Consider the following 20,723-nt stretch of genomic DNA (forward strand, 5'->3'; position numbering starts at 1 on the left):
ATGCTGTTTTTAAAAATCACACTTCTCGATAAGGGCTTTAAAAAATGCGCACAGGTTTGATGTTGGCCGTTTTGATTGTTCTGGCCGCCGGGTCGCTTTCGGCATGCGGGAACACGATTGATGGCATGGGGCGTGATGTTGAACGCGCCGGAGAAAAGATCCAATCCTGGTAAAAATTCAGGTTAAGCCCGGGGCACATCCCCGGCCAATCGGATCAATAACAATAAACACAGGGAGTTTCACCATGATCCATACCGGTATAATCCGCACCGGCCTGCTGAGCCTTATCCTCGCCTGCGGCGCGATAACGGCCCCGGCTTTGGCTGCGGATGATGGCTTTGGCGGGTATTTCACCGCCTCTGGCCCGCAAGCCTTGACCGACCCGACCAGCAGCACCCCAGCGCTGGCCGCCGCCGAAGATGAAGCCGCCGCCCTGAACGCGATTGCGCCAGCCGCCGGTGGTGACGCCCCGGATGGAGCCACAACGATGGTCGACACCCCTGTGACCAACACGGGCGATACGCTGAGCGATCCGCAAACCGCCATCGTCCCGGGCATGGAAGCCAACCCGACCCCGGTGCAGGGGGCGCTGTTGCCGTAACGGCGCCGTAAGACACTGATTTTAAAAGCGCGTCGCGATGAACCATCGGGCGCGCTTTTGTTTTGTATGCGTTTTTCGTGGAGTCCCGGCCTTTTGCGTGACTTGGGCTGGCGGGGCATGCTAAAAACCCGGCCATGACGACACCATTTTTTAAATCCTTTCTGACGGCCCCGGCGGCGTCCTTGTCCCCGCGCCAAACGATGATCCTGCTGGGGGCATTGGCCCTGGTTCTGCTGGTCGCGTCCTTGTTGCCGCGCACCCTGTCTGCGATGCCGCTTATACTGGGCGTTATCCCTGTGCTGCTCTGGACGGGATGGACCCGGACATGGCCACCACTCTATCCGGCGGCGTTGGTGTGCACGGGTGTAATTGTCGCATTGGCGGGATGCAGTGTGCTGTGGGCGATGGACCCGGCCGAAGCCGCAGAACGCACAGGTAAAATCGCCATGGTTTTGATCCCCGGGGCCTTCCTGTTGGGGCTGTGCCGTGGCGCGGATCAGGACACGCTAACCCGGATCGCGAAAATCATCCCGCTGGCGGTGATGGCCGGATGGAGCATCATCATTGGCGATTATTATACCGGACAACCTTTATACCGCCTGACCCACAATATTGCCCCGGATGTCATCATCGGCACCTATGAAACCAACCGGGCCTGCATGACCCTGACCTTGTGCAGCCTGCCGGCCATGGTCATGGCCATGCGCCTGTGGCCGGGCGTGATGGGCTGGGGCATGGCCGCCGCCATCGTGGTTCTGGGTTTTATCGCCATTAACACCAGCGACAGCCAGACCGCGTTGCTGGCCTTTATCATCGGTGTTGCCGTTCTGGCGGCTTTCCCCGCCAGGTCCATCTGGCCACGCCGGATTTTGAAATGGATCATCCTGACCGGCATTGCGACAGGCCCGTTTCTGGCGATTGCGATGTTCCGTCATCTGGCGACCCCCATGGAACCCATGTTTTTGGACAGCCACGCCAACCCTCTGGAACGGATGGAAATCTGGGATTTCGTCAGCCGTTACGCCCTGCAAAACCCCCTGACCGGGTTTGGGATTGAGGCCAGCCGCGTCATCACCGATTTTGACAACGCCAAAATCTATGAACCGGCCAGCACGATCATGCACCCGCATAATGGTGTGTTGCAGATCTGGATTGAATTTGGCGCGCTGGGCGCAGCCCTGACCATAGCGGCCGTGGCGGCCCTGTTCCGCCGGATTGATGCGCTGGGCCGGGCCAACCGTCGTCTGGTTCTGGCGGTTTTCCTGGCCACCTGTTCGGTGAGCTTGACCGGATACGGGTTGTGGCAGGGCTGGTGGCTGGGGGCCTGTATGCTGATGATCGGGCTGACCGCCCTGACTTTGAAAATCCGGTCGGTTCCGGTTCGTTTTCCACTGTCTTTCAACCGTCCTGCTTGGCTCAGCCCCACAGCATGATATGATAGATATCGGACACGCCACACGCGCCGGCTTTGCCGGGGCCTGCGGGCGGGTCTTTTTGTACACCTTCAACATTTTAGGCCACGGCTATGAGCAGCACCCCCGATTCCGATAATGCAAACGATAACGCCCCGCCGCTGGAAGAATTGATGATGCTGGCCGCGCTGGATGAAAGCGCGACCATGGCCTTTTATGATGCGCTGGTTGGGGCCACCGTTTTTGTGCCCGGTGCCGTCACCGGACAGACCGAAGATGGACCGGAACTGGAACTGCATGTCTGGCAGGCGGATGATGATTCATCCTTTATCCCTGTCTTCACCAGCGAAGCCTTGCTGGAGGAAGCGACGGAAGGGGACCCAGTTCCCTATCTATCCTTCGTCATGCGTGACCTGCTGGCCGCCATTGACGATGCCGCCATCACCATCAACCCGGAAAGCGATATTTCGCTAACACTGGAACCGGATGAAGTTCAGGAATTGCTGAACGCCATCATTGATGACAGCGAAGAAGAAGAAGAAGACGATGATGATGAGGAGTAAGATCCGCGCCCTGATCCTTCTTCTGACCTGTGTGGTGATCAGCGCATCATCCGCCCTGGCCCAGCCGATCCAGAAGCCGCAAAGCGGCACGGCCATCAGTGACACCGCCATGCACTACACCAAGATGGTGGCGGTGGATTGCGCAACCAAGGCGCATTTATGGACGACGGCCGGATGCCTGCGCACCCTGTCGGAATCCAGCCGCGTCATGGTCTCCAACTACATGGAAACGCTGGAACGTGAAGGGCAGACCAGTTTCGTCGAGCTGGTCAAAAACAATTGCGCCGCTTCAACCGCCGCCGAGCAGGGCACCTATCCGGCCGAAGCCATGAAAAGCGCCTTTATCGAATGCGCCAACACCATCAGTGATGTCGCGGAAAACAGCCGTTTGGTCCCGGATCTGGCCCATTATGAATTGTTGGCCGGTCCGATCTTGTGCATGAGCAATGACCGACGGTGCCGCCATGTTGAACATCGGCTGAAACAGTTTTTATACAAATAAAAAATTCACGCATAAAAAATCCCCGGAACAGATGTCCGGGGATTTTTTATTGTCTGCAGCCTTATGCCGATTTTGCCGGTGGCAATGGCAATAAATGCTGTCCGCTTTCATCGCGGTGTTTCTTCAGATACTTCATAAAGGGCGTGCCCCCCGTACCGATATCCACCGGGTTTCCTTCGGAATCACGGGCCTGTTTGTTGATATAGCTGGCCGCATATTCCAGATGGCGGGTGCGGAACGCCTGTACATGGTTCACGATATCGTTGTACAGCCCGACCAGGTCCGCCGAACCCGATGCCGCAACAAAATCACGCAGGTTTGAATGTTGGGCCACATCTTCGATAAATTTGCGGTGACGCGGCGGGCGGTATTGGTGCAGCTCATCCAGATATTCGCGCAACGGATCATTTTCATGCGCGATCCCCAGCAACGCATCCATGGTCGGCACGATCGAGCTTTGCGATCCTGTCTGACCCCGGAAGGGTTGCGGTTTGCCGGCATATTTATCAACGCCTTCGTAAATTAGGCCGTCAGGCAAGGCTGGATTGCCCTTCCACCCGTGAATATACGGGCGGACGCGGTGATAATAAATATACGGATCACAGCCCTCGGGCATGCGATCAAACACCGGATTGATTTTTTCCCACGCGGCCAGAATGGTGCGCAGGCCTGTGGTCACACTCGCGCTGTCCTTCGCGGCCAGTGCGTCGAGCAACGCCGGAATGGCGGCCAATGCAGCCCCGGCCTTCGCTTCAATTTCAACATGGACCAGGATGAACCAGTTTTCGTCCAGCCCGTCATAAAAATTCTGGATGACGTAGATGTTGTTGAGGGCAACATCACCGCGCGGGTCCAGTTTCGCCCAGTTATCGAGCGTATAGGACGAATAGGGCAACAACGGAAACTGTCCGATTTTATCGGCCAGAATGCAGTACGGCACTGCCAGATTGCGCGGCAACGTGTGCGCGGCCTCTTTCTCGCCCCAGACATAGGCCTGAACGATGAAGGAATAATGCACCATCAATCGGCGCAATTGCGCGTCGTTCAAATGATGGATATGCGCGGCCATGTCGATTTCCGGCAAGGCATTCAAAAAATGGCGCACGCGGCCCGTCAGCATCAGGTCGGATAAATGTTTCCCGGAAATCAGGATCGCGTTGAAATCAGACGGCAGCGCGACCTCGTCCATTTCATACGGGGCCAAAAAACCACGATCGGGCGTGATGTCGTAATCAGAGAGCGTCAACATGAAACGAGCCTTCCTGTAAAAATCTTCTTTGAATTATTGCGGGTCAAATGTGACCGATTTTGGAATGAAAAACCAGTAGCGACCATCCGATTTCATCAGCCCGGCATTGTGCTCTGCCGCATCGCCATAGCCGAAATAGACATCGCCCCGCACGGCGCCACGAATGGCCCCGCCAGTATCCTGCGCCATCATCAGGCGGCGGATCGGGGGGATTGTGGTCGCCGCATCCGACACAACGTCAGACCCCGGCCCACCCGCATCCAGCCATAACGGCACACCATATGGAATTTTGCTGCGATCAATCGCGAGCGAGCGCCCCGCTGTTAATGCAATGTTTTCACCGCCCAACGGACCTTCGCCTTCGATCAACTGAAAATACACATAGGACGCATTGACGTTCATCAAGTCATCCGCCTGATCCGGATGGGCTTCCAGCCAGGCGCGGATGGATTGCATCGACACTTCGTCCTTGGTCATTGCGCCGCGCTTGATCAATTCGCGACCAATGGCGGTATAAGGATGCCCGTTCTGCGCCGCGTAGCCCACCTGCAACACGGACCCATCATCCATCTGGACACGGCCCGAGCCCTGAATTTGCAGGAAGAACGCATCGACCGGATTATCCACCCAGGCCAGAACCGTTGCATCATCATCCTGCAAGGCCGGTGTCTGCGCTTCGATCTGACCGCGGGTTTCAAACGGCTTCAAATTGCCGTCCACCACGCGACCCGCGATGCGCTGCCCCTTCAGGCTATCGCGGAATTGACCCAGATCCACCATCACCAAATCGGTGGGGCGCACGCGCAACGGCGTTTGATAGGGGCCGTGCCGCGTCCGCGATCCGTTCAAAGAGGCCTCGTAATACCCGGTAAACAGGCCGTTTTCGTGGTCACCACGATCCGTGGCGGCCACGGCCGCATACACATTGAACCACTGCACCATAAAGGCCCGCATATCAACGGGTGGTGTTTGCGCCAGTGCCTGACATGGGGCCTGCCAATCAGCCATGGTGCCAAAACGCGCATCAACACCGAACGCTTTATCCGGCGCGGCCTTTGCAATCCGTGCGCAGGATTTTTGCAAAGCAGGCAACACTTGCGCCACGTCATCATCATTCCAGCCCGGCAAAGCCGAAACATCCGCCGCCCGCAAAACCAGCGGGGCATCATCGGGGGCAAAACGGGGCGGTTCTTCCGGCCCGGTGCCGCACGCGGCCAGCGCAAAGGATAAAACCAGAACCAAAGAAAAGGGGCGCATGTTTTTCATCATGCGCCCATTCCATAGAAGCTGTTGCAGGCCGTCAAGCCCTATCCATGCGGCCCTTAGGCCACCGTTTCCGGCATGCCTTTCTTGTCCGCATCTTCCTCACGCGTGGCGACCAGATACCAGGTCGGTTCGCGGGATTTCAGCGGTTTGGCAAAGGTCCAGATATCGATTGTTTCCTTCACCCGGTCCGGATTGCCGGAAATATAGTCGCCGTCTTTGTTCTGGATCGTGGCGGTTTCGTCGGCAACGAAGCGCACGGTCAACAATGCGCGTTTATCCTGCACCCGGGCATCAATGATTTCCATGCGGCGAATGGCATGAATTTCCGTCAACGCGACTTCACCCCGCGCTTCACGCGCACTGATCGCGCCATCAAAGGCGGAGTAGAGTGACGGATCCAGCAGGTTTTTCAGCAATCCGCGATCATTGGCGGCAAAGGCCTCAACAATCATCACGAACGCATCCTGTGCGCCCTCAAGGAAATGCGTGGCGTTGAAAGAATGGTCGGCATTCGCGATCTCTTGCAAGCCCGCCTCGGCCCCTTTGGCCGCGCTCATATTCTTGCCCACCGGAATAACCACGCCGGGCAGGGGTTCATCAATCCCGGGCAGAATACCCGGCAGGGGACCATCATGGATTACAGGCTGGGGCGACGCCGGACGTTGCGCCGGACCCGTGGACGGGCGCGCCGTGTCATTGTCGGTGCGGGCAAACGGGTTCGGGCGCTGGCGTTCATCGCCATGGCGCGTACCCAACACGTTGCGGAGCCAGAACACCAGGCCTGCGGCAATCAAAGCATACAGAAGAAGATCAGCGGTCACGGAAATGGAATCCTTTGTTTTGCAGGGGATGCAACCATATTAACACAGGAGCGGGGCCATCGGGCTGGCTTTTCCGTCCCCCGGTCTGTAAAACCTAATGTAATTCACGCCAAACGCAAGACAAACGCGAGAAAGAGACCGCCGGGCCGCCATGGTGTTCCTGATCCTTTTTATTGTTATCCCCCTGATTGAAATTGCCCTTTTCGCCGCAATCGGTGGAGAGATCGGGGTGTTGAATACATTGCTGTTGTGTGTGGCCAGCGCCACGGCCGGGGTGCTGATCCTGCAAAGACAGGGTTTATCGACCTTTTTTAACCTGAATGAGGCCAATAGAAGCGGCGAAGTGCCGATTCAGCAGATTTTTGACGGGTTTTGCCTGTTTATCGCCGGGATATTGTTGATTATTCCGGGGTTTTTCACCGATTTCATCGCTTTTGCCCTGCTCATTCCGCCCATTCGGGTCTTTTTGCGCCAATCCTTGGCCGGATGGGTTCAGGTGCATGGATTCCCGGGGCCCCGATCAACCCGCGGATCCAGCGCGAACGATACCGCCGCACGCTACACCGCCCTGGATGTCGAATATGAAGAAATCAGCGTCACCGACCCGGACGATGAGAACAAGAAAATCGGATCATAAAACAAGCGGTCCGGTTGATTACATTATTGATTGGGGGCCCCAGACCTCTTAATCTCGCCCAACAGAATAAAAACTTGTAAGGAATTTTTTGATGACTGACGCAACCGCCCAATCCACACCGCTTGATGTGCGCCCGATGCCGCTGACCATCCATGCGCAATATGTGAAGGATGTATCGTTCGAAAATCCGAACGCGCCGCAGTCCCTGCGCCCCAGTGCGGACAAGCCGGAAATCAAGGTCAACGTCAACATGGAACTGAACGGATTGCCCGAAGTTCCGGGCAGCCCGCAAATGTTTGAGGTGTCCTTGCGCCTGCGCTGTGCGTCCAAACGTGGCGAGACAACATTGTTCGTGGCCGAAATCGAATATGCCGCCGCCGTATCTGCGGGCGAAGGTGTGGCGCAGGAAACCATGCACCCGCTGATGCTGATCGAAGTGCCGCGTCTGATCTTCCCGTTCGCACGGCAAATTCTGGGCGACCTGACCCAACAGGCGGGGTACCCGCCGCTGCTGATCGGCCCGATTGATTTCCAGCAGCTCTACATCCAGCGCTTTGCGCCGGACCTGCAGCAAAAGGCCGATGAAATGGCCCGCGCTTAACGCGATAAACCTTGAATAAAAAAGCCCGGATCAACATCCGGGCTTTTTGTTTCTCTGTTACAGCGGCTTGGGCGGACGCATATCGTTGCCCGTATCATTCGCGGGCGTGGCCCCGAACGTGCCCGGGCCCTTTGGCGTTTCATCCGGCGGCGGTTGCGATGGATCGCGGGTCAGGGTTCCGCCCTGGGCCACGATTTTGATTTCCGACCCGCTGAGCGTTTCATATTTCAACAACGCCTCGGCAATGTTTTCCAATTCCCCACGATAATCCGTCAGGATTTGTTCCGCCATCACCTTGCCCAGATCGGTCAATTCGCGAATTTCCTGATCCAGCATCAGCGATGTCACTTCCGAAATGCTCCGTGACCGCCCCGTGGCCCCCATGGCCTGTTCCTGGCGGCTGGAAGCGTACAAAACCGCGCCAGCCTTGTCGGACAGGCCCCATTCCTCGACCATCGCGCGGGCCATGGCTGTGGCGGATTGGATGTCGCCGGATGCACCGGTTGTCACCTTGTCCGCGCCAAAAACCATTTCTTCGGCAACACGGCCACCATAGCATACAGCCAGACGGGCATGCGCCTGCTGACGGGTCAGGGACACACGGTCCCCTTCCGGCAATTGCATCACCATACCCAAGGCCCCACCGCGCGGAATGATCGTAGCCTTGTGGATCGGGTCCGCCCCCGGCGCGCGCAGGGCGCACAACGCATGGCCCGCTTCGTGATAAGCGGTCAGGCGTTTTTCCTGTTCGGTCATGATCATGGTTTTACGTTCCGCGCCCATCATGATGCGATCCGCGGCCCCTTCGAAATCGGCCTGGGTGATGGCGTTATCGCCACGGCGGGCGGCAAACAACGCCGCTTCGTTCGCCAAATTGGCCAGATCAGCCCCGGAGAAACCCGGCACGCCGCGCGCGATCACCTTCACATCCACATCCGGCGCAATCGGTTTATTCCGCAAATGGGTTTGAAGAATACGCACGCGCCCCGACAGATCAGGAAGGCCCACATGCACCTGGCGGTCAAAACGACCCGGACGTTTCAACGCCGCATCCAGAATATCGGCCCGGTTGGTTGCGGCCAGAATGATAATGCCTTCGGTCCCGTCAAACCCGTCCATTTCGACCAGCAACTGGTTCAATGTCTGTTCGCGTTCATCGTTACCGCCACCGACGCCGCCACCACGCTGGCGACCCACGGCATCAATTTCGTCGATGAAGATAATGCACGGCGCGGATTTTTTGGCTTCTTCAAACAGCTCGCGCACACGCGCAGCCCCGCGCCCCACAAACATTTCCACGAATTCCGAACCGGATTGGGACAGAAACGGCACACCCGCTTCGCCCGCCACAGCTTTGGCCATCAGGGTTTTCCCGGTGCCCGGCGGGCCAACCAACAGCGCGCCGCGCGGAATTTTTGCGCCCAAACGCGTATATTTTCCAGGGCTTTTCAGGAAATCGACCATCTCCATCAATTCGGCCTTGGCCTCATCAATCCCGGCCACGTCTTCAAAACGCACATCGCAATCCCGGGCATTGAATTTCTTCACCATGGATTTGCCGCCCAGCAATCCGCCGCCACCACCGCCGCCGCCCGGACCCTTCATGCCACCACGCATCATGAACATCATAAATCCGATCAGCAATGCGGCTGGCAACAGGGTCAAAAACAGACGGGACATAAACCCGGCTTCTTGCGGCTTGTCCCGCGCGGATAAATCAACCACATCCACGCGTTCGCCATAGAGGCGATTCATGATGTTTTCATTCACGGGAATACGCGAAACGATCAATGTGCCATTGCTGTCCAGCGCCCGCACTTCGCGGCCATCCTGACCACGCAACTCAATCTCTTCGAAATCTCCGCGCAGTGCCATGTCGATAAACTGCGTATAGGGCTTGTGTTCCGCGCTCGGGCGGGTGGTTTGTTCGCTGGCATCGGTCTTCATAATCAAATGAACCGCAACAGCAAAAGCAGCCACCAAGCCCACATTTTTCAGCATATTCGACATGAATAAAAAATCCTTTGTTCTCTATCGTAAAACCAAAGACCCGGGCTTGGGGCCCGGATCCTGTATTCCTGTTTGCACGTCCGTTATTGCGGACGCATTTCGTTATTGTTTGCCGGGTGCGGTGGTTCGTTATCGCTAACATTGACCGCCTTCGGCGTTTCATCCGGTGCCGGATCAATCGGATCACGGGACAGGGTTTTTCCCTGTGCCACGGCGGCAATTTCAGACCCGCTCAACGTTTCATATTTCAACAACGCCTGCGCGATGTTTTCCAACTGATCGCGATGATCGGTCAGGATTTGTTCCGCGCGCACTTTGCCGCTGTCGATCAACTCGCGAATTTCCTGATCCAGCATCAGGGAGGTGATTTCGGACATGTTTTTCGACCGTCCGACAACGCCCATCATCTGTTCGCCGCGCCCCGCGGAATAGCGCACCGTGCCCGCTTTTTCGGACAGACCCCAATCCTGTACCATGCGTTCGGCCATGTCGGTTGCGGCCTGAATATCGCCGGACGCACCGCTGGTGACTTTTTCATGACCAAAGACCATTTCCTCGGCCACGCGGCCACCGAAGCACACAGCCAAGCGGGCGTGCGCTTGCTGGCGGTTCAGGGAGACACGGTCACCATCCGGCAACTGCATCACCATACCCAGGGCACCGCCGCGCGGAATAATCGTAGCCTTGTGGATCGGGTCCGCGCCCGGGGAATGCAAGGCGCACAAAGCGTGGCCCGCTTCGTGATAGGCCGTCAGGCTCTTTTCTTCGTCCGACATCACCAGACCCTTGCGTTCCGCGCCCATAATGATGCGGTCGCGGGCCTGTTCGAAATCGGCGGCGGTCACCAGCTTGCCGTTGCGACGCGCGGCGCACAACGCCGCCTCGTTCACAAGGTTGGCCAGATCGGCACCGGAGAAACCCGGCACGCCGCGTGCAACAACGCGCGGGTCCACATCGGTATCCAGCGGCACGTTGCGCATATGGGTTTTCAAAATCTGCACCCGGCCCGACAGGTCCGGCAAACCGACATACACTTGGCGGTCAAAACGGCCCGGGCGCTTCAGCGCCGCATCCAGCATTTCCGCCCGGTTGGTCGCACCCAGAACGATAATACCCTGATTGTCCTCGAACCCGTTCATTTCGACCAGAAGCTGGTTCAGTGTGCTTTCGGATTCTTGGTGCCCGCCGCCGGCGCCGTTACCACGGGCGCGGCCCAGCGCGTCAATTTCGTCAATAAACACAATGCAGGGCGCGTTTTTCTTCGCTTCGGCAAACAGATCGCGCACGCGGGACGCGCCCACACCAACGAACATTTCCACGAATTCGGACCCAGACACGGTGAAGAACGGCACGCCCGCTTCGCCCGCGACCGCCTGAGCCATCAGGGTTTTCCCCGTGCCCGGCGGGCCGACCAACAACGCGCCATGCGGAATTTTACCGCCCAGACGTCTGTATTTTTCCGGGTTCTTCAGGAAATCGACCATTTCCATCAATTCGGTTTTGGCTTCATCAATACCAGCCACGTCGGTGAAACGGACCTTGCATTCTTCGGGCTTGATCATCTTGGCTTTGGATTTGCCAAACCCGTTGGCCGGGCCCTGGCCACCGCCCATTTGCTTCTGCTGCTTTTTCTGCATCCAGTACATGAAACCGATCAGCAAACCGACCGGAATGATCGACAGCATCAGCATCATCATAAATCCGCCGCCGCCAAAACCGCCGCCATTGGATTTGACTTCATCGGGAGGAAGGCTGGTCACATTCACACCACCTTCAATCATCCGCTCCATAAACTTGTCGGCGCTTTCCGGCACGTGGGTGATAAAAATCTTGTTGTCGATGGTTTCACCACGCACTTGCTGGCCCTTCATCGTCAGGGAATAAATTTGCCCCTGACGCGCACGCTCAACAAATTCGGTGTACGGCATGCCAAACGCTTTGAATTCGCGTTCATACGCGCTTTGCTGACGATCGCTATACGCCCAGTACCCAATACCGGCGACCGCGACAAAGGCAACCGCCAAAGCGACCGTGTTTTTCTTCTTCTTTGCGTCCGGATTCTTCTGTGGCGTAGCCATGATGAAACAACTCCCAATCCTGTTTTTTCTTTGTTTTTATTTTTTAAGAGGGAAATTGGTAGGCCGCTCAACCAAGACTGTCAATTGATTGTTATGGGAATCGCGGATTTTTGAAATAATCGTGCGCATTCAGCGGGTTAGGATTCTCCGCCGGGGCCAGAAGATGGCCAAAATTCACCTGTAATTTCAAAGACTTTGCGTGATGGCCACTTGGGGAAAGCCCAAGTTCCGGGGGCCTTAATCCGCCCGCTTCCAGATGGCGTCCGTCAGGGACGCGACCAGTTTTTCATGGGCCTCGGCCTCATCCGCCGGGATGGGGAAATCGCGTTTTTCGCGGGCCTTGCGCCGCATCGGCTCAATCCCCGCCAAAACCGAACCACGCCCCTGTTGCTGGGCACCGCTGGCCGCACCCAGGCCCAGGCCGTGTTGCCGCCCGCCGCACAGTTCCAGATACACCTCGGCCAACAATTCCGCATCCAGCAACGCGCCGTGCAATTCGCGGCCCGTATTGTCGACGCCAAAGCGACGGCACAGCGCATCCAGGCTGGCCGGGGACCCGGGGAATTTTTCCCGCGCGATTTTCAACGTGTCGACAACATCCTTCAGCCGATAGCCGGGGAAGCCCACATTGGCCAATTCGGCATTCAGGAATTTGACGTCGAATTCCGCGTTGTGAATGACCAGCTTGCCGTCATCGCCGATGAAATCCAGAAATTCGGTGTAGATTTCGGCGAAGACCGGCTTGTCCTTTAAAAACTTGTCATCCAGTCCATGCACCGCCACAGCCTCAGCCGGAACGGAGCGTTCGGGATTGATATATTGGTGATAGGTGCGCCCCGTCGGCACATGGTTCATCAGCTCGACACAGCCAATTTCAACCAGCCGGTCGCCCTGCAACGGGTCCATGCCCGTGGTTTCGGTATCCAGTACGATTTCACGCATAGGGGAACTATGAAAGGTTTTAAGCGGCGGCGCAAGGGCGACAAAAACCAATCCCCCCGACCATACGGACCGGGGGGATTGGAGAAAACTCTAAGAGATTATTGCGCCTTTAGTACGGGAAGGGACGCGCCACCGCGGATTGATTGCGTGGTCGCCTCTGCCTTTGCCGCGGCTTCCGTTTTTGTGGTTTGCGGGGCATCGTGGCCAGCGATGGCCAGATAAAGCACTGCACCCGTTGCGGTCGCCGCAAAAGTTTTTAAGAGCGCATTTTTCTTCAGGGCCGCCACAAAACCCAGCGTATTGTCTTTTTCACGCACATCCAGCGCCGTTCCGAAACTGTAGATGGCCGCCGCGCCGGTAAAGGCCGCCAATGCGGCAGAGGCAGGCAGGCTGGTGATGGCGAGCAAGGGGGCCGCAACAATCCCTGCGATCCCGGAATAACCCAATACATTTTCCAACGCAGATGATTTTGAATGTTCTTTTTTGGTAATCTTTGTCATTTGCGATCCCCTTCTGAATGCGTTTTTTTCGAATGGGGGGAACCTACACAAATACAGATATTATGTCAATATAAATAGTTTTATTCGTTTAAATTCAAATAGATAAATCAGATATTATCCAGCCACTCATTCAAACACAACCGCGTCTGGGCCTGCATTTTCGGCAGCCAATGGTCCGTATCAGCCCGCAGGCCGTTCAGGTCCAGATCGCCCGTGGCGGCGCGGTGCGCCAGACCGACGGACCAGCTGTGCATGATGCGCGGCGTCACCTCGACATGGCACTGGAATGCCAGCACGTGATTGTCGATTGCGTAAATCTGGTTTTCGTACTTCGCCGTACTGGCCAGGCGCGTGGCGCGTTTCGGCAGGTTGAACGTATCGCCATGACGTTGCATGACGCGCGTGGCGGTGTGGTCAAAATGACGGGCGACGGAATTTTTTCCCGCATCGCTCAAAATCAGATCATGCCAGCCGAATTCTTCGCCACGCGGGCCCTTGTACACATCTTCGCCACACGCCGCGGCAATCATTTGCGCGCCAAGGCAGATGCCCAGCGTGGGGCGGCCCGCTTCAATGCGCGCGCGCACGGCGTCAATTTCATGGTTTAAAAACGGATACAAATCGCGCTGGTAAATACCGCACGCCCCGCCCAAAACCACCAATAAATCGGGCTTTAATGGGTCAAGATCAGAAAAATCATGATCGAACGTATCGATCAACGTGATGTCCGCACCGCGATCAACCAGCACATCGGCAATGGTGCCCGCGCCATCGGACATGGAATGACGGAAAATTGTAACGTTACGGATGGTGGACATGGGGGGATGGTCCCTGTTGCAGAAGGTTACGCATGATTGTTTTTAACGCCCGCATGGTATGCACGCGACCAAGGCCCGTCTGAACGACGTAATCGGCCCGTTTGCATTTATCCGCATCGGGCATTTGTCCAGCCAGAATGGCGTTGAATTTATCCATCGTCATATTGGGCCGCGCCAGCACGCGTTGTTTTTGTACATGCGGTGGGGCGGTCACAACAATCACCTTATCAACACGGGATTCCGCACCCGTTTCATACAGCAGCGGAATATCCAGCACCGCGATTTTGACGCCCAGCACGCGATTTTTATGCAGGAAATCCGCTTGGGATTGACGCACCATCGGGTGCAAAATCCCTTCTAAAATCGCCTTTTTTGCAGAATCGGGGAAGATGATCGCCCCCAGTTTTTTGCGATCAATCGCATTGTTGGTTTGATCCAGAACGCCGGGGAATGCGGCCTCAACCGCCGCCACCGCCGCACCATTTGGACCCAGCAATTGATGCACGGATGCATCGCTGTCATGCACGGGCACACCCAGCCGCGTGAACATCGCCGCCGCCGTGCTTTTCCCCATGCCGATCGATCCGGTTAAACCTAAAACAATCATGACTCCACCAATCGTTCCATTACGATGGATTCCAATTCATCATCCACATGCGGCATCACCCCATACCACGCATCGAACGCCGGGCGCGCCTGATGCAACAGCATGCCAAGGCCTGTCACAATTGTGTTTCCACGCACCTTCGCCTGTTGCAGCAACGGCGTCATCAATGGACGATAAACGATATCATACACCACAGCATTGGGTGACAACCCACCCACATCCAGATCCAGTGGCGCCTGTCCCGTCATGCCCAGCGACGTTGTATTGACCAGCAAATCCGTATCCGCCAGCGCACCGCCGCGTTTTTCCCAATCAACAATCAACACGCGGCCATCATCATCCAGATCGTTCGCCACCGCCACCGCGCGTTCGCGCGTGCGATTAATCAACGTGATCCATTCAAAATCTTCGCGCAATAACGCATATAAAACCGCACGCGCCGCGCCGCCCGCACCCAACACCACCGCGTGTTTTCCGGACAAATCAAAATCCGGCACCGATGATTTCAGATGATTGATAAACCCATCAACATCGGTGTTATGCCCGTACAGCCGGCCATTTTCGTCAATGGTCACCGTATTCACCGCACCCACGGCCTGCGCCGTATCATCCAGATCATCGCACAGGAATGATATTTCTTCCTTGTGCGGCAGGGTCACATTAAAACCGACATATCCCTCATCCGCCAGCGCACGAACACGGGCCGCCAAATCATCGGGCGCACTATCAATCGCCGTATAAGACCCGTCAATCCGGTACTTGTGCAGCCAGTGCGTATGGATAAGCGGGGACAAGGAATGCGATACCGGATGGCCGATCAGGCCCGTTTTGCGCGTCATGACAACAACTCCGGCTGATCTTTGAGCCCCAATTTTCGTTGCAGCAACAATTGAATTTCCGCCGATGTTTCCTCAACCGAACGGCGCGTGACATCAATCACCGGCCAGCCATGGGTCGAGAAAAATTTGCGCGCGATGCGAATTTCTTCTTCGACGCGATCAATATCCAGATAGGTGTTTTCGGTGTAATGCGGATTCATATCCTCCGCCCTCAACCGGTTGCGGCGCAAGGCGACCAGACGGTCCGGCGTTTCGGTCAGGCCGACAATCAACGGCCCATCATGCGTGGAATCCTTTAATTTCAGCACTTTTTCAGGGAACGGCAGATCCGGCACAAACGGAATATTGGCCGCGCGAATGCCGCGCCGGGCGAGAAAAATGCACGTGGGCGTTTTCGATGTGCGCGACACGCCGACCAGGATGACATCCGCTTCCTCGATCCCATCCAGATTTTGCCCGTCATCAAACGACAACGCAAAATCCACCGCATCAATCCGTTTGAAATACGCCGCATCCAGCGCGTGTTGCAGACCCGGAACCCCCTTGGGCGCAACCCCCAGATAGGACGATAACCCTTTAATAATCGGATCCAACACCGGCATGCAGGGCAGGCCCAGATCATGCACCGCCCGTTGCAGATGTTTGCGCAAATGCTTGTCCACCATGGTGAACAAAACCGGGCCCGGATTTTCGGCAATTTCCGCGATCACGCGGTCCAGCTGTTTATCGGTCCGCACCATGGGCCAGAACCGCTCCACCGCCTCAACCTCTTCAAACTGGGACAGGCACGCCCGCGCCAACCCCTGCAACGTCGTGCCGGTGGCGTCGGAGACCAGATGAACATAAAACGGCGCATCGGCGCGATGGTGTTTCATGCTGGTATGGTAGCGGAAAAAGGCAAAAAAACCATGGGGTTTAACACCCCCGTCTTTGTCATCCCGACAGAGCGAAGCGACGAGGGATCCCCCTACCCAAGGTGAGATCCCTCACATGCGTTCGGGATGACAATGTGGTGGCGCTCCACCTCGGCCTTTACCCCCGCGGCGTGGCCGGGCGGACCAAGTCGCCTTCGGGGAAGATCAGGCGGGCCAGGTCGGCATCGCGGAACGGGACGTTGTTCACCATGACCACTTCCATATCGTACATGATGTGGAACAAATGGGTCTGGTTGATCGGGTCGCTGAGGCCCGCGAAGAACGGGTCTTTCAGGATGCCGTCGCCCAGGCCGGACAGATACGCCGTGCCATCGGGCAGGATGGCCAGACCCTCGATCACCGCCGGGGTGACCTTGTCCGCGCCAAAGGACGGGGTAATGTCATCATTCAGGAACACGTCATCCAGAACTTCCAGCGTTTCATGGTCGCTGGCATCCACGCGGGCTGTATCCGCATACCATTGGCGGAAGGTGTAGGCGAGAACCGCGCCGTTGAACAAGGCGCCCGGATCGCGTTCCAGAAAACGGGTGAAAATGGTGGCCATATCACCCTCGTCCGATCCCAGAATATGGCGCCAGATTTCGGCAAAACCCGCCCCGCGCAATTCCCAACCCGCCAGAATGGTGACGGTATCGCAATCAGCGGCGCGTACGCGTTCCAGCATCAGATATTGGTCCGGCGCAAAATCTTCTTCCGATCCATCCAGACGGTTTTCGTGCCAGACATCGCGCAAGGCGCGGATAAAGGTGGTCAGCAACGCATTGCGGAAGAACGCCGAGCGACCCAGCGCATCGACATTCATGCCAAAACGATCGATCAGGATCAGGCGTTCAGCCACATCAATGTAATAACCTTCGCGGCCCAGATGATCGAGGCCAACGGACCAGCCATGATCTTCGGCATCCAGCATCAGGGCGCGGACCAGCGGGCTTTCCCCCGCCATCATCGCGCACCAGGTCAGAACATCGCGGTCGGTTTGAAAGGCAAAGGGGCGTTCCTGAACGCCATCAATATCGCATTGATCGGCCTCGGCCAGAATGGCGGCGAGCGGCCAGAAGCACGGCATCATCCGCACGGATGGCGCCACACCCGGACCGGACAACAGCGTCACGGCATCACCGGTGGAATGGGTCAGGTCATAAACATGGGGGTGTGCGGCATCGCGGTTGAGATCGCGGCCATGCAGGCGTTTCAGATGGGTTTTGCGCGTTAAACGCTCGGACTTCATTGAATCAGATCCACACACATCGGCATCAACCCAACGGGGGGCATCCCCCGTCAGATCGATCAATTCATACTCATGCCCCGCGCTCGTCTTCTGCAGAGACGGGCTGGAGGTAAACAATATCGGCTCCGCCAGATCCACCGCTTGCGCGTTTGGCCGGAATGTTGTTGCCGGAACCGGACGCGCGGTCCGCCCCGGGCAAACGGATAATGTTTGCTGCCGTCTTTTCATATTTGTCGCCATCCATTTTATTTTTTGTAATTCCGGCGGCAGAATTTGCACCGGTTTGGATGGTTTCAGACGTTTGCAATTCCTGTTCCGCTTCCCGGAAGGAGCGTTCGAACTTGATGAACCACAGGAAATTGGCATTCGAGCGGTCCCGCACCTCGGTAAAAATGGCGTCGGACAGGATGGTAGGGACAAAAGAGACCAGGTAATTTTTGCCGAAAGGCATCGTGCCCAGCGCCAGCACCAGATCGGTGGTGATGGTGCGTGATGCATCTTCGCCGGCAAAGACATAACCCTGATAATCGGCCAGCATTTGCTGGATCAGCGTGCGATCCTCAATCCGGCAGCGATCAGACAGGAACCATGTTTCAAACACAGCCGCCGATGCCGACCCATTATTGATGGTGCGGAAATCCAGATAGGCTTCGCGGGCGAAGGCGCGGGCCAGATCGGCCATGGAGGATTCCTCCAGCCGCTCCCACGGATCGCGGTTGCCCGCCAGTTGCAGTTCCCACGCCACGCGGATGGTGGACGCGGCCAGATCAGCGATCTGGGCCCGGTTGACCAGAATGGCCTGATCCGGGTGGAAGGTCAGCGGATGCAACAGCGCCCCGTTGCGGTGTTGCCACATGCGGCGCAATTCGCGGGACAGTAACAAAATCTGATCCGTGCGGTCACGGCGCGGATTCAGGAAAATCGCATTGGCGTCGCGGTCATAATGCGCGGTGTCGACCTGTTCCGAAAAATGCAGGCCCAGACCAAATTGTTCGCCCAGCAACAGATAGGCATGCGCCACACGGCTTTTTTCCAAAGCGGCGCGCAAGGCCCGCAGATCAAATTCACTGCAGGACGCAGGTTCCAGTTCCGGATCGAGCGCAGCGCGCATCTCATCCATAAATTCTTCCATGCGCAATTGCGGCAGGCCCGGTTCGGACAACGCCGCATCCGCCGCCATCAGACGGTCCTTCATTTCGGCAACGCCGCGTTCGATTTCATCAATGCTGAACGGATCGGCGCCATAGGTCGCGCCCATGGATGAATAGCCATCACTGGCAAATTCCAGCTCGTCTTCAATGTCGCCTTCAAAATCCATATAGAACAGTGGCTGGTCACCAATGATCGAGCAACGCACCGGTTGGGCGTTGTTCAATGTATAGGCAACGCGGCAATCATCCTGTTGCAGAATTTCGATGGTGGTGCCGTTGCCCCCGCCGCGGCCATTCTGTGACTTCGTACCCATGAACCCAAACCATTGTTTAATGGGCTTTGCGCCCGTTTTGATCCGCACATTCCCCATGTAGCGGTATGGGTCCATTATGCGGGGGCGAAGTTAATGAGTTCTAACCAAGGGGACAGTTTTTTGAAAATATTTTTCCGTTCTTAGACAAAGGGTTAGGTGACTAATTTTCCCTAATATCTGAACTTGCCCGCCCTCACACAGGGGGCGCGGGCAAATAATTGCAAAATTTGGCTTATTGGCCGAGCAGGTCATCCACCACGGGCATGTCTTCGACCACCAGCTCCTCATCGGTCAGGCTGACCATCCCGTCGGGGGACACCAAAACCGTTGAGCGGAACAGGCTGTCTTTAAAGATCATGCGGACGACCAGGGTTTTGGTCCCGTCTTTGGCTTCCCCCGTCATGCGGACGGGTTCCAGCAGATTGCCAATCGCCTTGCGTGCGGCCTGCGGGGGGTCTTCCTTCCAGGCAATGTCATCAACGTTTTCAGCAATGATGAAACGCCCGTGACGTCCCCGCACATACGCAAAGAAAAACCGCACATAATCAACGACGGCGCGATCATCCTTCAGCGTCAGGGGTGCGGCGCGGTTCAGCGCATAGATCGGGGCGTTGGTCCAGTCCAGAATGCGCAGCGGCTGGCTGGCCTCCGGGTTGTACAAAACATGGACGCGGCGGGCCGGGACCACCTCGTGATCCGCCAGATCCAGCAGGCGCCAGCCGGGATAAAACGACAATTCCGCCGCCAGGACCGTAACCGTTCGGGGATTGAACGGTGCCCCGTCCAGAAGCGGGTTCACCGCCCCCATCAGGTTTTCGATTTCCAGCCGGTCCAGTTTTTGAAACGCATCACGAAACATGGCCGGGATTCTAGACAGGTTTGCGCGGGCCGACAAGCTGGCGCCGGGGGCAAAAACTTGAAAAACCGCGCCTTTTGGCAAGAATCCTGACCCTGACCCCTTGTCTATGACAAAGCCAGCCCTATTTACCGTTTATATTAGTGTAAAACGATATATTAGAGTTTCAGCCAATGCCTCATGAGCGCCGCGAGATTTTGTTTTATCTCCACGAAATTGCCCCCGCTTTGCTGGATGCTGCCATTCCCCTGATCGGGAAAATCCCGGATTCGCGGGATGTGCGGATTCTCGACGTTATGCATACGCGGGACTTCCACCGGTCTTTCCACGACATTCAGGCCCGATTCCGCCCGTTGTTCAATGCCCGCAAACAGACCGAGGGCGTGATGTTCCGCGCCGCCGCCACGGGATTGTTCAAAAAGGAACAAATGGCCGGATTTATCGTTTCGGACGATGTGTTGCAGGATATTTTATTCGATGCCTGCAAGGCCTATAAAATCAGTCTGCCCCGCAGCGCCGACAAAAAAGTGGTGGCCCAGGATCTGGCCATTGGGTTCGAATTGATTTTTGAAAGTGCCGGAGCCGGGCCCGCCCTTGCCCTGGAAGAAGCCTGATCTTCACCGCCACCCCGCTTTTGTTTTTATCCCGCGAAGTTCCCCGGATGTTCGCGGGATAAGTTTGTGGGGGAATCGGGGTTCAACATTGTGGGAAAGATTCCGACCCCATTTTGCCCCCGCTGACCCCTCTCAATCACACCGGCTTGCCACCCTGTTAAGATCTTTTTAACCAATTG

At 56.8% G+C, this 20,723-nt stretch carries 22 protein-coding genes; 8 read left to right on the forward strand and 14 right to left on the reverse strand.

Annotated elements, in window-relative coordinates:
- Nucleotides 1–44: 44 nt before the first annotated feature.
- The 5 genes from A11S_RS11535 (at nt 45) to A11S_RS11555 (ending at nt 3,078) form a co-directional block, all read left to right on the forward strand.
- Nucleotides 45–173 (forward strand): entericidin A/B family lipoprotein, encoded by a 129-nt coding sequence (locus A11S_RS11535; RefSeq protein ID WP_014103982.1) that lies wholly within the window; start codon nt 45–47, stop codon nt 171–173.
- A 71-nt stretch (nt 174–244) separates the two neighbouring features.
- On the forward strand, nt 245–601 hold the full coding sequence (locus A11S_RS11540; RefSeq protein ID WP_015468690.1) for a hypothetical protein: 357 nt from the start codon (nt 245–247) through the stop codon (nt 599–601).
- A 134-nt stretch (nt 602–735) separates the two neighbouring features.
- A complete protein-coding gene (locus A11S_RS11545; protein ID WP_015468691.1) occupies nt 736–2,034 on the forward strand; it encodes an O-antigen ligase family protein in 1,299 nt (432 codons plus the stop codon).
- A gap of 92 nt (nt 2,035–2,126) precedes the next feature.
- A complete protein-coding gene (locus A11S_RS11550; RefSeq protein ID WP_015468692.1) occupies nt 2,127–2,576 on the forward strand; it encodes an SseB family protein in 450 nt (149 codons plus the stop codon).
- Nucleotides 2,533–3,078: a hypothetical protein gene (locus A11S_RS11555; RefSeq protein WP_235067805.1), complete on the forward strand. Its 546-nt coding sequence runs from the start codon at nt 2,533–2,535 to the stop codon at nt 3,076–3,078. The genes A11S_RS11550 and A11S_RS11555 overlap by 44 nt, the downstream gene beginning before the upstream one ends.
- A 61-nt stretch (nt 3,079–3,139) precedes the next feature.
- Here the strand turns inward: A11S_RS11555 and A11S_RS11560 are convergent, their stop codons facing one another.
- The 3 genes from A11S_RS11560 to A11S_RS11570 are packed head-to-tail and all read right to left on the reverse strand — an operon-like array spanning nt 3,140 to nt 6,414.
- The gene (locus A11S_RS11560) at nt 3,140–4,327 is read right to left on the reverse strand and encodes a PrnB family protein (protein ID WP_015468694.1); all 1,188 of its coding nucleotides are present in this window, start codon (nt 4,325–4,327) and stop codon (nt 3,140–3,142) included.
- 33 nt (nt 4,328–4,360) lie between these two features.
- Entirely contained in the window at nt 4,361–5,596 is a 1,236-nt protein-coding gene (gene mltA / locus A11S_RS11565) for a murein transglycosylase A (protein WP_015468695.1), read from the reverse strand.
- Nucleotides 5,597–5,649: 53 nt separating this feature from the next.
- Nucleotides 5,650–6,414, reverse strand: a complete 765-nt coding sequence (locus tag A11S_RS11570) for a Tim44/TimA family putative adaptor protein (protein ID WP_015468696.1) — start codon at nt 6,412–6,414, stop codon at nt 5,650–5,652.
- Nucleotides 6,415–6,565: 151 nt separating this feature from the next.
- On the opposite strand from A11S_RS11570, the gene A11S_RS11575 reads away from it, so the two are divergent.
- Together A11S_RS11575 and secB are read left to right on the forward strand one after the other, a co-directional pair.
- The gene (locus A11S_RS11575) at nt 6,566–7,051 is read left to right on the forward strand and encodes an FxsA family protein (protein ID WP_015468697.1); all 486 of its coding nucleotides are present in this window, start codon (nt 6,566–6,568) and stop codon (nt 7,049–7,051) included.
- 91 nt (nt 7,052–7,142) lie between these two features.
- Nucleotides 7,143–7,652, forward strand: a complete 510-nt coding sequence (secB, locus tag A11S_RS11580) for a protein-export chaperone SecB (RefSeq protein ID WP_015468698.1) — start codon at nt 7,143–7,145, stop codon at nt 7,650–7,652.
- A 57-nt stretch (nt 7,653–7,709) separates the two neighbouring features.
- Here the strand turns inward: secB and ftsH (A11S_RS11585) are convergent, their stop codons facing one another.
- From ftsH (A11S_RS11585) to A11S_RS11635, 11 genes are all read right to left on the reverse strand, one after another.
- Nucleotides 7,710–9,662 (reverse strand): ATP-dependent zinc metalloprotease FtsH, encoded by a 1,953-nt coding sequence (gene ftsH / locus A11S_RS11585; RefSeq protein WP_015468699.1) that lies wholly within the window; start codon nt 9,660–9,662, stop codon nt 7,710–7,712.
- Nucleotides 9,663–9,745: 83 nt separating this feature from the next.
- A complete protein-coding gene (gene ftsH, locus A11S_RS11590) occupies nt 9,746–11,740 on the reverse strand; it encodes an ATP-dependent zinc metalloprotease FtsH (RefSeq protein ID WP_015468700.1) in 1,995 nt (664 codons plus the stop codon).
- 237 nt (nt 11,741–11,977) lie between these two features.
- Nucleotides 11,978–12,682, reverse strand: a complete 705-nt coding sequence (dnaQ, locus tag A11S_RS11595; protein ID WP_015468701.1) for a DNA polymerase III subunit epsilon — start codon at nt 12,680–12,682, stop codon at nt 11,978–11,980.
- A 98-nt stretch (nt 12,683–12,780) separates the two neighbouring features.
- Nucleotides 12,781–13,182 carry a hypothetical protein gene (locus A11S_RS11600; RefSeq protein ID WP_015468702.1) on the reverse strand — a complete coding sequence of 134 codons (402 nt, stop codon included), beginning with the start codon at nt 13,180–13,182 and terminating at the stop codon, nt 12,781–12,783.
- A gap of 107 nt (nt 13,183–13,289) precedes the next feature.
- A complete protein-coding gene (locus A11S_RS11605) occupies nt 13,290–14,000 on the reverse strand; it encodes a glutamine amidotransferase-related protein (protein ID WP_015468703.1) in 711 nt (236 codons plus the stop codon).
- Nucleotides 13,984–14,607, reverse strand: a complete 624-nt coding sequence (gene coaE / locus A11S_RS11610) for a dephospho-CoA kinase (protein ID WP_015468704.1) — start codon at nt 14,605–14,607, stop codon at nt 13,984–13,986. Before coaE ends, A11S_RS11605 begins: the two co-directional genes overlap by 17 nt.
- Nucleotides 14,604–15,446 (reverse strand): shikimate dehydrogenase, encoded by an 843-nt coding sequence (locus A11S_RS11615; RefSeq protein WP_015468705.1) that lies wholly within the window; start codon nt 15,444–15,446, stop codon nt 14,604–14,606. Before A11S_RS11615 ends, coaE begins: the two co-directional genes overlap by 4 nt.
- The gene (locus A11S_RS11620) at nt 15,443–16,321 is read right to left on the reverse strand and encodes a pyruvate, water dikinase regulatory protein (RefSeq protein WP_015468706.1); all 879 of its coding nucleotides are present in this window, start codon (nt 16,319–16,321) and stop codon (nt 15,443–15,445) included. The genes A11S_RS11615 and A11S_RS11620 overlap by 4 nt, the downstream gene beginning before the upstream one ends.
- Before the next feature lie 157 nt (nt 16,322–16,478).
- Nucleotides 16,479–17,726 (reverse strand): DUF6782 family putative metallopeptidase, encoded by a 1,248-nt coding sequence (locus A11S_RS11625; RefSeq protein ID WP_015468707.1) that lies wholly within the window; start codon nt 17,724–17,726, stop codon nt 16,479–16,481.
- Nucleotides 17,680–19,074: a DUF6782 family putative metallopeptidase gene (locus A11S_RS11630; protein ID WP_235067808.1), complete on the reverse strand. Its 1,395-nt coding sequence runs from the start codon at nt 19,072–19,074 to the stop codon at nt 17,680–17,682. The genes A11S_RS11625 and A11S_RS11630 overlap by 47 nt, the downstream gene beginning before the upstream one ends.
- A 232-nt stretch (nt 19,075–19,306) precedes the next feature.
- Nucleotides 19,307–19,933, reverse strand: a complete 627-nt coding sequence (locus tag A11S_RS11635) for a hypothetical protein (protein ID WP_148285150.1) — start codon at nt 19,931–19,933, stop codon at nt 19,307–19,309.
- Between the two features lie 170 nt (nt 19,934–20,103).
- On the opposite strand from A11S_RS11635, the gene A11S_RS11640 reads away from it, so the two are divergent.
- The gene (locus A11S_RS11640; RefSeq protein ID WP_235067810.1) at nt 20,104–20,544 is read left to right on the forward strand and encodes a hypothetical protein; all 441 of its coding nucleotides are present in this window, start codon (nt 20,104–20,106) and stop codon (nt 20,542–20,544) included.
- The last annotated feature ends 179 nt before the right edge of the window (nt 20,545–20,723 follow it).

Source organism: Micavibrio aeruginosavorus EPB (assembly GCF_000348745.1).
Lineage (GTDB): Bacteria > Pseudomonadota > Alphaproteobacteria > Micavibrionales > Micavibrionaceae > Micavibrio > Micavibrio aeruginosavorus_A.

What these genes read in the sequence shown, in the direction of transcription:
- A11S_RS11535 (WP_014103982.1), top strand. Translation starts at nt 45, where the DNA reads ATGCGCACAGGTTTGATGTTGGCCGTTTTGATTGTTCTGGCCGCCGGG.
- A11S_RS11540 (WP_015468690.1), top strand. Translation starts at nt 245, where the DNA reads ATGATCCATACCGGTATAATCCGCACCGGCCTGCTGAGCCTTATCCTC.
- A11S_RS11545 (WP_015468691.1), top strand. Translation starts at nt 736, where the DNA reads ATGACGACACCATTTTTTAAATCCTTTCTGACGGCCCCGGCGGCGTCC.
- A11S_RS11550 (WP_015468692.1), top strand. Translation starts at nt 2,127, where the DNA reads ATGAGCAGCACCCCCGATTCCGATAATGCAAACGATAACGCCCCGCCG.
- A11S_RS11555 (WP_235067805.1), top strand. Translation starts at nt 2,533, where the DNA reads ATGACAGCGAAGAAGAAGAAGAAGACGATGATGATGAGGAGTAAGATC.
- A11S_RS11560 (WP_015468694.1), bottom strand. Translation starts at nt 4,327, where the DNA reads ATGTTGACGCTCTCTGATTACGACATCACGCCCGATCGTGGTTTTTTG.
- mltA (WP_015468695.1), bottom strand. Translation starts at nt 5,596, where the DNA reads ATGATGAAAAACATGCGCCCCTTTTCTTTGGTTCTGGTTTTATCCTTT.
- A11S_RS11575 (WP_015468697.1), top strand. Translation starts at nt 6,566, where the DNA reads ATGGTGTTCCTGATCCTTTTTATTGTTATCCCCCTGATTGAAATTGCC.
- secB (WP_015468698.1), top strand. Translation starts at nt 7,143, where the DNA reads ATGACTGACGCAACCGCCCAATCCACACCGCTTGATGTGCGCCCGATG.
- ftsH (WP_015468699.1), bottom strand. Translation starts at nt 9,662, where the DNA reads ATGTCGAATATGCTGAAAAATGTGGGCTTGGTGGCTGCTTTTGCTGTT.
- ftsH (WP_015468700.1), bottom strand. Translation starts at nt 11,740, where the DNA reads ATGGCTACGCCACAGAAGAATCCGGACGCAAAGAAGAAGAAAAACACG.
- dnaQ (WP_015468701.1), bottom strand. Translation starts at nt 12,682, where the DNA reads ATGCGTGAAATCGTACTGGATACCGAAACCACGGGCATGGACCCGTTG.
- A11S_RS11600 (WP_015468702.1), bottom strand. Translation starts at nt 13,182, where the DNA reads ATGACAAAGATTACCAAAAAAGAACATTCAAAATCATCTGCGTTGGAA.
- A11S_RS11605 (WP_015468703.1), bottom strand. Translation starts at nt 14,000, where the DNA reads ATGTCCACCATCCGTAACGTTACAATTTTCCGTCATTCCATGTCCGAT.
- coaE (WP_015468704.1), bottom strand. Translation starts at nt 14,607, where the DNA reads ATGATTGTTTTAGGTTTAACCGGATCGATCGGCATGGGGAAAAGCACG.
- A11S_RS11615 (WP_015468705.1), bottom strand. Translation starts at nt 15,446, where the DNA reads ATGACGCGCAAAACGGGCCTGATCGGCCATCCGGTATCGCATTCCTTG.
- A11S_RS11620 (WP_015468706.1), bottom strand. Translation starts at nt 16,321, where the DNA reads ATGAAACACCATCGCGCCGATGCGCCGTTTTATGTTCATCTGGTCTCC.
- A11S_RS11630 (WP_235067808.1), bottom strand. Translation starts at nt 19,074, where the DNA reads ATGGGTACGAAGTCACAGAATGGCCGCGGCGGGGGCAACGGCACCACC.
- A11S_RS11635 (WP_148285150.1), bottom strand. Translation starts at nt 19,933, where the DNA reads ATGTTTCGTGATGCGTTTCAAAAACTGGACCGGCTGGAAATCGAAAAC.
- A11S_RS11640 (WP_235067810.1), top strand. Translation starts at nt 20,104, where the DNA reads ATGCCTCATGAGCGCCGCGAGATTTTGTTTTATCTCCACGAAATTGCC.